Annotated in this window: 10 protein-coding genes; 6 read left to right on the forward strand and 4 right to left on the reverse strand. The window is 64.7% G+C overall.

Features of this window, described 5'->3' with window-relative positions:
- Positions 1-142 precede the first annotated feature (142 nt).
- From DBR20_RS21745 to mtgA, 3 genes are all read right to left on the reverse strand, one after another.
- Positions 143-574, reverse strand: a complete 432-nt coding sequence (locus DBR20_RS21745; RefSeq protein ID WP_089236496.1) for a CBS domain-containing protein — start codon at positions 572-574, stop codon at positions 143-145.
- On the reverse strand, positions 534-1,553 hold the full coding sequence (locus tag DBR20_RS21750) for a glycosyltransferase family 2 protein (RefSeq protein WP_100460069.1): 1,020 nt from the start codon (positions 1,551-1,553) through the stop codon (positions 534-536). The genes DBR20_RS21745 and DBR20_RS21750 overlap by 41 nt, the downstream gene beginning before the upstream one ends.
- Positions 1,554-1,664: 111 nt before the next feature.
- The gene (gene mtgA, locus DBR20_RS21755) at positions 1,665-2,414 is read right to left on the reverse strand and encodes a monofunctional biosynthetic peptidoglycan transglycosylase (RefSeq protein WP_108268418.1); all 750 of its coding nucleotides are present in this window, start codon (positions 2,412-2,414) and stop codon (positions 1,665-1,667) included.
- A 77-nt stretch (positions 2,415-2,491) separates the two neighbouring features.
- Between mtgA and DBR20_RS21760 the strand changes: the two genes are divergently transcribed.
- From DBR20_RS21760 to DBR20_RS21770, 3 genes are all read left to right on the forward strand, one after another.
- Positions 2,492-3,385: an Hsp33 family molecular chaperone HslO gene (locus tag DBR20_RS21760; RefSeq protein WP_108268420.1), complete on the forward strand. Its 894-nt coding sequence runs from the start codon at positions 2,492-2,494 to the stop codon at positions 3,383-3,385.
- 120 nt (positions 3,386-3,505) lie between these two features.
- The gene (locus DBR20_RS21765; protein WP_032952038.1) at positions 3,506-4,360 is read left to right on the forward strand and encodes a hypothetical protein; all 855 of its coding nucleotides are present in this window, start codon (positions 3,506-3,508) and stop codon (positions 4,358-4,360) included.
- 375 nt (positions 4,361-4,735) lie between these two features.
- Positions 4,736-7,492 carry a TonB-dependent receptor gene (locus DBR20_RS21770; protein WP_108268422.1) on the forward strand — a complete coding sequence of 919 codons (2,757 nt, stop codon included), beginning with the start codon at positions 4,736-4,738 and terminating at the stop codon, positions 7,490-7,492.
- 138 nt (positions 7,493-7,630) lie between these two features.
- On the opposite strand, the gene DBR20_RS21775 is transcribed toward DBR20_RS21770, so the two are convergent.
- On the reverse strand, positions 7,631-8,233 hold the full coding sequence (locus DBR20_RS21775; protein WP_025877807.1) for a TetR/AcrR family transcriptional regulator: 603 nt from the start codon (positions 8,231-8,233) through the stop codon (positions 7,631-7,633).
- A 142-nt stretch (positions 8,234-8,375) separates the two neighbouring features.
- Here DBR20_RS21775 and DBR20_RS21780 point away from each other — a divergent pair, with 142 nt between their 5' ends.
- The 3 genes from DBR20_RS21780 (at position 8,376) to DBR20_RS21790 (ending at position 12,299) form a co-directional block, all read left to right on the forward strand.
- Positions 8,376-9,293, forward strand: coding sequence for an alpha/beta hydrolase (locus tag DBR20_RS21780; RefSeq protein WP_033831779.1), 918 nt, complete (start codon positions 8,376-8,378; stop codon positions 9,291-9,293).
- Positions 9,290-11,767, forward strand: coding sequence for an acyl-CoA dehydrogenase (locus DBR20_RS21785; protein WP_089236501.1), 2,478 nt, complete (start codon positions 9,290-9,292; stop codon positions 11,765-11,767). The genes DBR20_RS21780 and DBR20_RS21785 overlap by 4 nt, the downstream gene beginning before the upstream one ends.
- Positions 11,768-11,831: 64 nt before the next feature.
- Entirely contained in the window at positions 11,832-12,299 is a 468-nt protein-coding gene (locus tag DBR20_RS21790) for a hotdog fold domain-containing protein (RefSeq protein ID WP_108268424.1), read from the forward strand.
- Positions 12,300-12,376: the final 77 nt, after the last annotated feature.

A 12,376-nucleotide genomic window follows, 5' to 3' on the forward strand; every position in this document is an offset into this window, starting at 1 on the left:
GGCGTGTCCTGCACGGCCATGCCCTCCGCCTCCTCGCACATCAGGAAGGCGCTGCTTCGGCTTCGGCTTTGGCTCTGGCTTTAGGCTTTGGCAGTTGCTTGAAAAAGCGGGCCGGCGGGCCGCAGGCCCGCCAGCGACAAACTTACCCCGCCACGATGTACTGCTGCAGCTGATCCAGCTCGCGCCGCTGCGCATCGATCACCGACTTCACCAGGTCACCGATGGAAATGACCCCCAGCACCTGCCCGCCCTCGACCACCGGCAGATGGCGGATGCGGTAATCGGTCACCAGCTGCAGGCAGTGTTCCACCTGCTCACCCGGGGTCACCGTCACTACTTTCGCAGTCATGATCTCCGACACCGCTGTGTCGCGCGACGAACGATCGTGGAGCACGATCTTGCGCGCGTAATCGCGCTCGGACAGGATCCCGACCAGTCGCGGTCCATCCATCACCAGTACCGCGCCGATGCCCTTCTGTGCCATCAGCCGGATCGCATCGATCACCGCCGCGCCAGGCGCGACCGCATGTACTTCAGGGGACTTGCCGTCCAACAGTTGCCGTACCGACGTCATCTGCCTGCCCTCCCAGGGTGGGTTGCAGCTCCGAGTCTGCCACGGAAGGGGCCAACCATGCGTCAACCAGGTACAACGGCCGTTGCTTGGACTCCTCGTACAGGCGTCCCAGGTACTCGCCGATAAGCCCCAGCGCGATCAATTGCACGCCCCCCAGGAACAGGATCACCGCCATCATCGTTGGCCACCCGGCCACACGGTCGCCGTACATCGCCGCCTTGGCGATCACCCAGATGGCAAACACGAAGGCCACGCTAGCGGTGGCCAGCCCCATGTAGGTCGCCGCCCGCAGCGGGACCGTCGAGAAGCCGGTGATGCCTTCCAGCGCGAAGTTCCACAGCCGCCACAGGCTGAACTTGCTGCTGCCGGCCAAACGGGCATGCCGGTGATACGGCACCGCCACGCGGCGGAAACCGACCCAGCTGAAGAGCCCCTTCATGAACCGGTGACGTTCGCGCATCTCGCGCAATGCGCTCAGCGCGCGCGGTGAAAGCAAGCGGAAATCGCCGGTATCGGCCGGAATGGGAGTGCGCGAGAGGCGGCCGATCACCCGGTAGAACACCGATGCGGCAGCACGCTTGCTCCAGCTCTCGCCGTCACGCACCAGGCGCGTGCCGTAGACGTTGTCGTAGCCTTCGCGCCAGCGCTCGACAAAGTGCGGCACCAGTTCCGGCGGATCCTGGCCATCGGCATCGAGGATCATCGCCGCGCCTTCGCGCACATGGTCCAGGCCGGCGGTCAGCGCCGCCTCCTTGCCGAAGTTGCGCGACAGCTTCAGCGCCGATACCCGCGGATCGGCCTGGGCCAGCGATGCGATCAACGACCAGGTCGTGTCACTGCTGCCGTCATCCACGTACAGGATGTGTCCATCGATTCCGGCCAGGCCGTCCAGCACCGCGCACAATCGCGGATGCAGCTGGGGTAGAACCAGCTCTTCATTGTGTGCGGCGATGACGAAGGTAAGACGCTCACGAGTCATCGCCGGATTGTACGTGGTTGACGGGCGTGCAGCCCGCCAGTCCACCGTTCACGCCACCCGCTTCCGGCACCAGAAGCAAAGGCAGCACGGACGCCGCTGCTGTCGGCGCCCTCAATCCTCGGCCAGATACCCCGCTCCACCCAGCTGCCGTGCCTGCCGCTGGATCCACGCCGCGCGCCGCTGCACGTACGGGCCTGGCTTGGCCGCGTTGTAGCGACGCGGCGCCGGCAGCACTGCCGCCAGACGTGCGCTCTCCGCAGGGCTCAGCCGCGCGGCGTCCTTGCCCCAGAATGTCTGCGCCGCCGCCTGGGCGCCATACACGCCGTCGCCGAACTCGGCGATGTTGGCGTACATCTCCAGGATCCGCTGCTTCGGCCAGAACGCTTCGATCAGCACCGTGTACCAGACCTCCAGGCCCTTGCGGATCCAGCTGCGGCCCTGCCACAGGAACAGGTTCTTGGCCACCTGCTGGCTGATCGTGCTGGCCCCGCGCAGGCGCCCGCCCCGCGCGTTGTGGTCGCGCGCCTTTTCAATGGCCTGCAGATCGAATCCGCTGTGGTCAGGGAAGCGCTGGTCCTCGGCGGCCACCAGCGAAATGGGAAGGCTCGGCGCCATCTGGTCCAGGTCCCGCCACTGGTAGTGCAGCCGGTAGGACCAGTCGCCTTCACCCAGTGCCTCGCCGAAACGCCAGACCATCACCGTGGACAGCGGCGGATCGATGAAACGCAGCACCAGCACCTGCAGGCAGCTGAAGGCCACGAACAGCACCGGCAGCCACAGCAGCCGTTTCCAGCGCCAGCGACGACGCGGCACCGTGTCGGCGGCGGCCACTACCTTGTCCTGCTCTCCCCCTGCCCCCATTACTGGTGCATCCTTCTTATGCCTGGTTGTCGGCGCATTATCCGGCAACCATCCCCGTTTCCGCGCGATGTGAGCCGATGACCGCCCAATCCGATTCTCTTATCCGTTTCCTGCTCCCCGACGCTGGTGTCCGTGGCGTCCATGTGCGCCTGCAGGCCACCTGGCAGGACATCCAGTCCCACGGCGAGTATCCGGACAGTGCCACCGAACTGCTCGGCGAGGCCTGCGTGGCCTCGGCGCTGTTCACCGGCCACACCAAGGTGGACGGCCGCCTGTCGATCCAGCTGCGCAGCAACACCGCCCTGCGTACCCTGTTCGCCGAATGCACTGCCGCCGGCACCCTGCGCGGCATCGTCCAGCTGGCCGAAGGCGGCGACGCCCCCCGCGACCTGACCGACCTGGGCCAGGACTCGCTGCTGGCCATCACCATCGAGAACCCGGGCCTGGATCCGCGCGAACCGCAGCGCTACCAGAGCCTGGTCGCACTGACCGCGCCGGAACTGGATGAAGCGTTCGAGGACTACTTCCGCCAGTCCGAGCAGTTGCCGACGCGCCTGCTGCTGGCCGCCGGCCGCGACGGCGCTGCCGGCCTGCTGCTGCAGAAGCTGCCGGGCGATGAGGGCGACGACGACGGCTGGGCCCGCGCCAGCGCGCTGTTCGACACCCTGGGCAAGGCCGAGCTGCTGGCCACCCAGGCCGAGGAGCTGCTGCACCGGTTGTTCCACGAGGAAAAAGCGGAGCTGGTGGGTGACAAGGCGCTGTCCTTCGCCTGCTCCTGCTCGCGTGAACGGGTTGCCTCGATGCTGTTCTCGCTGGGCGAGGAAGAGGCCCGTGCGGCTGCCGAAGACACTGGTGCGGTGGACGTACGTTGCGAATTCTGCGGACAGGAGTATCACTTTCCGTTGACGGAGTTCGGCATACTGTTCCACGGTGCCAAGGGGGCTGTACCGGCACCTGAACGTCTTCAGTAAAAACGAATGAGTCTTGTATCTGGGGAGGAACAAGGCTTGTTAAGAATTCATAAACACCCTAGGATCGAGTTCCCGCCCCAGCGGGAACTTTCACTGTCCGTCCCTGTCTGAACTGGTCCGATGCGTACCTTCCTGCGTCTACCGCTGGCCCTGCTGATCGCCCTTGGCGCGATCACGGGCGTGCATGCGCAGAGCAAGGACACCCGCACCGTGATCCCGGTCTGGAACAAGGGCAGTGGCAAGGTCGAGGCCCTGCTGTACCTGGAGCCGACCGGTGAACAGGCCGTCGGCGCACGCTGGCATTTCGGCCGCAATTCGCTCGATGCTGCGTTCGGCCTGTCCTCGGGCGACTCGCTGGGCCTGCTGTGCAACAGCAGCAGCGGTTCGAGCATCAGCGGACTGGCGAGCCATTGCATGCTGGCCAGCCTGGGTGACGACGATGACGCCATCGGCTCCAACCGGCGCCTGACCGGCACCGCCGCGCTCAACCGTGGGACCGGCCGCCTGGGAATCACTGCCGGCACCGGCCGCGAGACCCTGCCCGCCTGGCTGGCGACGCCCAGCAAGACCCCCTCGCTGCGCGCCGAACAGAATGACCTGACCGTGTTCGCACAGAAGAACATCGGTCGCGAAGGCTTTGTCTCCATCGCCGGCACGTATGCCAAGGCACGCCTGGTACCGCTGGCTGACGCCTCTCCGGCCATCGTCGACCGCTGGGACAGCAAGAGCCTGAGCCTGGGCGCCGGCTACGGCAATTTCAGTGGCAGCATCATCGGCCGCGTGGTTGACGTTCCTGGCAAGCCCGGCAAATGGGAAGGCCTGGGCATCGGCCTGACCTGGCGCACCCCGTGGTCCGGCCAGCTCACTGTTGGCGCGGAAAACGTCATCAGCCGCGGCAAGAACCCGTTCTCCCCGCGCAACGAAAGCAACGACGACGGCACCGTGCCGTACGTCCGCTACGAGCAGGATCTGTAGTCGCTCATCGACTGCGAACAAGCAGTGTTCAACATCGGGCGCCCTGGGGCGCCCGAATTGTTTCTGGACGCATCTGTCAAGTGCGAAAAGCACTCATCCGTTACAAACGGATACATCACGACATGCATCAACTGAAACTTTTTTGTGCTTCAAGGGCAGGCAGGCGCGGTTGCGCCTCTTCGCACATCCCGATAACTCGTTGAAATAAAAGAAATCAAGGCGCATTCATGTGTAACCACAGTGTGAATTAACACAGCTTTAATTTTTGGCGAAGGGCCGTTACTATCGATTCAGCCTCGCGATTTTGGAGCCTTCTTTTTTGGCCCCGCCGCGCAGGCACTACCCCAGCCAAGATTTCTTGGAGAGAGAGAGCCAATGAATTTCCAGTCCAACAAGCTGCGTGACGCTGTCGTCGTCGCGCTGATCGCCGGTGCGGCGACGTCCGTAACAGCCCAGGCGCAGGAAGCGACCAACCTGGATCGCATTTCGGTAACCGGTTCGCGCATCAAGAGCACCGATATCGAAACCTCGCAGCCGGTCCTGAGCCTGACCCGCGCCGACATCGAGAAGCAGGGCGTGACCTCGGTCGCCGACATCCTGCAGCGCGTTGCCGCCAACGGTGCCGCACTGAACCGTACCTTCAACAATGGCGGCGACGGTACGTCCGGCATCAGCCTGCGCAACCTCGGTGCCGAACGCACCCTGGTGCTGGTCAACGGCCGTCGCTGGACCACTGGCCTGGATGGCAGCGTCGACCTCAACACCATCCCGGTTGCGATGATCGAGCGGATCGACGTCCTGAAGGACGGCGCTTCGACCATCTATGGTTCGGATGCCATCGCCGGCGTGGTGAACATCATCACCAAGCAGAACTTCGACGGCGCCGAAGCGAACTTCTACAAGGGCCAGTACAGCCAGGGCGACGGCGAGCGCGAAGCGGCCGACTTCACCATCGGCACCACCACCGACCGCGCGTCGCTGGTGCTCGGCGTGTCCTACGTGAAGGAAGGCACCGTGATGGCTGGTGATCGCAAGATCTCAGCCGGTGGCCCGCCGTTCTTCGGCGGCCAGAGCAGCACCGGTATCCCGGGCTCCTACATCCGCGATGACGAGCGCTATGTACTCATCAACGGCGTGCAGACCCCGTTCGACAGCGACGTGCATGGTTACAACACCTCGCCGGACAACTACCTGCTGACCCCGCAGGAACGCACCTCGCTGTTCGCCACCGGTTCCTACAACGTCACCGACAACATCACCTTCCGTACCGAGGCGATGTACAACGAGCGCAAGTCCGAGCAGCTGCTCGCGGCGATGCCGGTAACCGGTATGGACCTCAGCGCCGACAGCATGTACAACCCGTTCGGTGAAAAGCTGACCGGCGTCAATCGCCGTTTCAATGAAACCGGCGGTCGCTCGTTCAACCAGAACGTCAAGAACTGGCACTTCTACGGCGGTTTCGAAGGCTTCTTCGAGTTTGCTGACCGCAACTTCGACTGGGACGTCGGCTACCGTTACGACAAGACCGACCAGAACGACCTGACCTACGGCCTGTTCAACATCCAGCGTCTGGAGGAGGCCTATGGCCCGTCGGCCATGCAGGGTGGCCAGGCCGTCTGTCTGACCGCAGGCGGCGCTGTCATTCCGGGCTGTGTGCCGATGAATCCGCTGGGCGGGCTGGGCTCGATCTCGCAGGAAGCACTGGACTATGCCTCGTTCACTGCGCACGACTCGGCCAGCCTGGTGTCGAAGAGCTACTACGCCAACATCTCCGGTGAAATCGTCCAGCTGCCGGCCGGTGCGCTGGGCTTCGCAGCCGGTTATGAAGGCCGTAAGGAGAGTGGCCAGTTCGATCCGGACGCCTTCATTGCATCCGGCCTGAGCACCGGCAACGGCGCTGCCCCGACCAAGGGTTCCTACGACCTGGACGAATTCTTCGTCGAACTGTCGATCCCGGTGCTGGCTGACCTGCCGGGCGCCAAGCTGCTGGACTTCAGCGTGGCTTCGCGCTACTCGAAGTACAGCAACTTCGGCAACACCACCAACAACAAGTTCGGTTTCCGCTGGAAGCCGATCGATGACCTGATGGTGCGTGGTAACTACTCCGAAGGCTTCCGCGCGCCGAGCATCAACAACCTGTATCGCGGCGACACCGATTCGTTCGAAACCTATGCCGATCCGTGCTCGGCCTCCAGCGGTCGTCGCACCGGCGCGGTGGCTGCGCAGTGTGCCGCCGAAGGCGTGCCAGCCAACTTCCAGCAGCCGGGTGCCGGCAGCGGCGCCAACAAGCAGACGCCGGAAGCGTTCACCTGGAAGTCCAACCCGGATCTGAAGCCGGAAACCTCGACCAGCAAGACGCTGGGCCTGGTGTGGAGCCCGAGCTTCGTTACCGGCCTGAACGTCACCGTGGACTGGTGGCAGATCGAGGTCGAAGACGCCATCACCCGTCCGGCGATCGGCGACATCATGGATCGCTGCTACGGTGGTACGCCGCAGGAACAGGCAGCCTACTGCGGCCTGATCACCCGCGACCCGACCTACGGCACCGCGACCCAGCGCTATACCATCACCAACGTCGACATGCCGCTGCAGAACCTGTCCTCGTACAAGGTTGAAGGCTGGGATGTGGGTGTCCTGTACAAGCTGCCGGAAACCTCGTTCGGCCAGTTCACCGTCAGCTGGGACAGCACCTATCTGGCCAAGTGGGACACCAAGTCCACCGAAGATGCTCCGCTCGACGGCCGTGCCGGTCGCTACCTCGACCAGGATCCGTACTGGCGCATCCGTTCCAACCTGTATGTTGATTGGTCTTACGGCGATTTCGGCGTCAACTACGGCCTGCGCTACAAGTCGGGGCTGACCGAAGATTGCCCGTTCGATCCGGTGCGCGACGCCGACCTGGTGGGCTACTGCTCCGACGGCCAGAACGGCAAGAACCATATTGCCTCGACCACCTACCACGACATCCAAGTGCGTTACAACACCCCGTGGAAGGGCACGATCATGCTGGGTCTGAACAACGCATGGGACAAGCAGCCGCCGGTCTCCTACCAGGTGTCGTACAACATGTTCGACCCGCAGTACGACCTGCCGGGCCGCTACATGTACATGCAGTACAAGCAGAGGTTCTGATCGATCCACTGATCAGCTGACGCAGCAACGGCCCCGAAAGGGGCCGTTGTTTTTTGTACGTTCGTTGCTGGCGTCAACACCAAAGAAAAAGGCCGCGGCATTGCCGCGGCCTTTCTGCATCCAGCGATGAAGAACGGCTCAGCCGTTCGGAATCAGCGTGTCGATCAGATGCTCGACATACGCTTCGAAGTCCTCGCGCGCCTGCTTGGGCTGCTGCAGCTGCAGCGACAACTGCAGGAAGCCCACATACGCCGCGTAGGCCAGGCGTGCGCGATGGCGTGCATCGGTCGAGCTCAGGCCCGCCTGGCGGAACGAGGCGATCAGGTAATCGAGCCGCCGCTGCGACACGCGGTCGATCACCGGCCGCACCATCGGATGGTCCAGCGCCTTCAGCAACTCGCTGTAGATGATGTGCGGCTGCACTTCGTGCGCCACCATCTGGAACAGCTGGCGCAGGCGCACGCGCGGGTCCGGCACGTCTTCCAGGCTGCCGAACACCTGTTCCTGCTCGAACAGTTCCCAGCGTTCCAGCGCGGCCTGCAGCAGCGCATCACGCGAGGGGAAGTGCCAGTAGAAACTGCCTTTGGTCACGCCAAGGCGGCGCGCCAGCGGCTCCACCGCGACGGCGCTGACGCCTTGCTCGGCAATCAGATCGAGGGCCGCCTGGGCCCAGTCTTCGGCACTCAGGCGGCTGTTGCGGCCGGCACGCGGTTCGCCGGCGGAAGCGTCAGGTTGATTCATTTGCTGATTTAACCATACGCCGGGGTTCGTTGCAGTACGCGGTTGCGGCCGAAACCGTCGGCAACCGGGCCAGAAGGGATTCCTGCAGCGCACCATACCGTGCAGTATTGACTTCCTGCAGAACCAATCCATACTAGCGAGTATGGTTATGTCCCCTACTCCCGCTGCATTCCATGACCTGCGCCTGGAGGCTGCACACGGCGCCTCGCTGGCTGCAACTGCCAGCACCTCCGGCCGTCGCGGACGCGTGCTGTTCGCACACGGCTTTGGCCAGACCCGCCACGCCTGGACGACCACGGCCAAAGCACTGTCGGCCGCTGGCCTGCAGACTCTGGCCTACGACGCCCGCGGTCATGGCGATTCCGACTGGAATGCGGCCGATCTGGCCTATCACGGCGAGCAGTTCGCCGATGACCTGATCGTGCTGGCCGGCGAGCAGCCGCGACCGCCGGTGCTGGTGGCCGCGTCCATGGGGGGCCTGTTCGGCCTGTTGGCCGAATCACGCTGGCCCGGGCTGTTCTCGGCCATGGTGCTGGTGGACATCACCCCGCGCTGGGACACCGCTGGCGTCGAACGCATCCTCGCCTTCATGACCGCGCACCCGGAAGGATTCGCCTCGCTGTCACAGGCTGCCGATGTGATTTCGGCCTATGTGCCGCACCGCCCGCGCAAATCCGAGGATTCACTGCGCGCCCTGCTGCGCGAAGACGGCCACGGCCGCTGGCGCTGGCATTGGGACCCCCGCCTGGTGGCCGAACTGGCCCGCGACAGCGAGCAGCACCAGGATGCACTGGCCGAGGCCGCGCGCCAGGTGAAGTGCCCCCTGCTGCTGGTCAGCGGTGGCCGCAGCGACCTGGTCACCCCGCAGACGGTGGCCGAATTCCTGGCATTGGCGCCACACGCGCGCCACGTACAGTTGCCGCAGGCCACGCACATGGTCGCCGGTGATGACAACGACGCCTTTACCGCTACTGTGTTGGACTATCTGGACGTGTTGCCCGCAGCGGATGCTGCAGCTTCGTCCGCCATAAACGAGCACGTCACCGGAGCACGCTCATGAGCCTCGTCATTCCCTTCCTCGCCCTGCTGCTGGCAGGCGCGTTCGTTGCCTACCACCGCATGCGCCTGCTGACCTGGACGCTGATCAGCGTGGCCCTGCTGGTGGCCTGCTGGTTCATTCCCTACGTCAACCAGACCGCAACCATCGTCGCTGCCGCCGTACTGGCCGTGATCGTCGTGCCGCTGCTGCTGCCGTTCATCCGCAAGCCGCTGCTGACCGGTCCGATGATGAAGGTGTTCCGCAAGGTGCTGCCGCCGCTGTCGCAGACCGAGCGCATCGCCCTGGAAACCGGCTCGGTCGGCTTCGAAGGCGAACTGTTCACCGGTGACCCGGACTGGAACATCCTGCTGAACTACCCCAAGCCGCAGCTGACGGCTGAAGAACAGGCCTTCCTTGATGGCCCTGTCGAAGAGCTGTGCAAGATGGTCAACGACTGGGAGATCACCCACGTCCATGCCGACCTGCCGCCGGAACTGTGGAGCTTCATCAAGAAGAACAAGTTCTTCGGCATGATCATTCCGAAGGAATACGGCGGCCTGGGCTTCAGCGCGCTGGCCCACCACAAGGTGATCCAGAAGCTGGCCTCGGTGTCTTCGGTGGTCAGCTCGACCGTCGGCGTGCCGAACTCGCTGGGCCCGGGTGAGCTGCTCAACCATTACGGCACCCAGGAACAGAAAGACCAGTACCTGCCGCGCCTGGCAGATGGCCGCGAAGTGCCCTGCTTCGGCCTGACCGGTCCGTTCGCCGGCTCGGACGCCACCTCGATCCCCGATTACGGCATCGTCTGCAAGGGCGAGTGGAACGGCGAGCAGGTCCTCGGCGTCAAGCTCACCTTCGACAAGCGCTACATCACGCTGGCCCCGGTGGCCACGCTGATCGGCCTGGCCTTCCGCATGTACGACCCGGATGGCCTGATCGGCACCACCCGCGATATCGGCATCACCTTGGCCCTGTTGCCGCGTGACACCGCCGGTGTGGAAATCGGCCGTCGCCATTTCCCGCTCAACTCGACCTTCCAGAACGGCCCGATCCGTGGCAAGGATGTCTTCATCCCGCTGACCCAGCTGATCGGCGGCGCCGAGAAGGCCGGCAAGGGCTGGAACATGCTCAACGAGTGCCTGGCCGTCGGCCGCTCGATCACCCTGCCCTCCACCGCCAGCGGCGGTGCCAAGGCCGGCGCGGTGGTGACCGGTGCCTACGCGCGTATCCGCAAGCAGTTCGGCCTGTCGGTCGGCCGCTTCGAAGGCGTGGAAGAAGCGCTGGCCCGCATTGGTGGCAAGGCGTACAAGATCAGCGCGCTGTCGCAGGCCACCGCTGCCGCTGTGGACCGCGGTGACGTGCCGTCGGTGCCGTCGGCGATCGCCAAGTACCACTGCACCAACATGAGCCGTGAAGTGATCTCGGACGTGATGGACGTGATCGGCGGCAAGGGCATCATCCTGGGGCCGCGCAACTTCGCCGGCCGCAGCTGGCAGGCCGCACCGATCGCGATCACCGTGGAAGGCGCCAACATCATGACCCGCAGCCTGCTGATCTTCGGCCAGGGTGCGATCCTCTGCCACCCGTGGGTGCTGAAGGAAATGAAGGCCGCGCAGGATCCGGACACCCGTGCCGGCCTGCAGGACTTCGACCGCAGCCTGTTCGGTCACATCCGCTACGGCATTTCGAATGCTGTGCGTTCGTTCTGGTTCGGCCTGACCGGCGCGCGCTTCGGTGCCGCCCCGGGTGATGCCTATACCCGCCGCTACTTCCGCAAGCTGGACCGCTACTCGGCCAACCTGGCGCTGATGGCCGACATCTCGATGATGACGCTCGGCGGCAAGCTGAAGTTCAAGGAATCGCTGTCCGGCCGCCTGGGCGATGTGCTGAGCCACGTCTACATGACCAGCGCCATGCTCAAGCGCTACCACGACGAAGGCGCGCCGCAGGCCGACCAGCCGCTGCTGGCCTGGGCCTTCCATGACAGCGTGCACAAGATCGAGGAATCGCTGTCGGCGGCCCTGCGCAACTTCCCGATCCGTCCGATCGGCTGGCTGATGTGGGCACTGATCTTCCCGCTGGGCCGACGTGCCGAGGCCCCGGGCGACCGCCTGAGCCGTCGCGTGGCTGCGCTGCTGATGGCACCGAACGAAGCCCGCGACCGCCTCGCCAGCGGCGTGTTCCTGACCCCGTGCGAGAACAACCCGGGTGGCCGCATCAACAGCTACCTGAGCAAGGCGATCATGGCCGAGCCGGTGGAGCGCAAGTTCATCAAGGCGCTCAAGACCAAGGGCATCGAAGCGCTGGATTTCGTCACCCAGTTGGACGAGGCCGTGGCCGAAGGCGTGATCACCCAGGACGAACGCACCCTGCTCGAGGAGCTGCGCACGCTCACCCTGGAAACCATCACCGTGGACGACTTCGATCCAGAAGAGCTGCGCTCGGCGGGCTACTACAAGCGCGAACAGAAGGGCGCGCAGTCGCAGGCCGCGTGATCGCAGCCACCATGTAAACGACAACGGCGGACTTCGGTCCGCCGTTTCTTTAGGGAGACACCCGATGTCTGCTCCACTGCTTACGCTTTACCACCGCCTGCAGCGCTGGCCTGCCGGCAACTGGTTGTTCTCGCGCGCGGTGTGCTTCAAGGCGCCCTACTTCGCCAGCATCGCCCCGCGCATCACTCTCCTCGAGAACGGCCGCTGCGAGGGCACGCTCGCCGACCGCCGCAAGGTGCGCAACCACATCGGTACGGTGCACGCGATCGCGATGTGCAATCTGGCCGAGCTGACCGCCGGGCTGATGGTCGATGCTTCGCTGCCGAAGGGCATGCGCTGGATCCCAAAGGGCATGCAGGTGCGCTATCTGGCCAAGGCCCGCGGCACGCTGCACGCGACGGCGTTGCCGGCGCAGCCGATCGTGGTGGCGGCGGAAGGCTACGCGTTGCCGGTGACGGTGAGCGTGCGCGACCACGCGGGCACGGAAGTGTTCAGTGCGGTCATCGACATGTGGGTGTCGCCGGCGAAGTGATGTTCCCGCGAACGGCGCAGCCCCTCGTGGGTGGACGGTTGGTTGCGGAAAGCGCTGGTTTGGCTGGGGGCGGTGGG

The organism is Stenotrophomonas sp. HMWF023 (assembly GCF_003060985.1).
Classification (GTDB): Bacteria; Pseudomonadota; Gammaproteobacteria; order Xanthomonadales; family Xanthomonadaceae; genus Stenotrophomonas; species Stenotrophomonas lactitubi.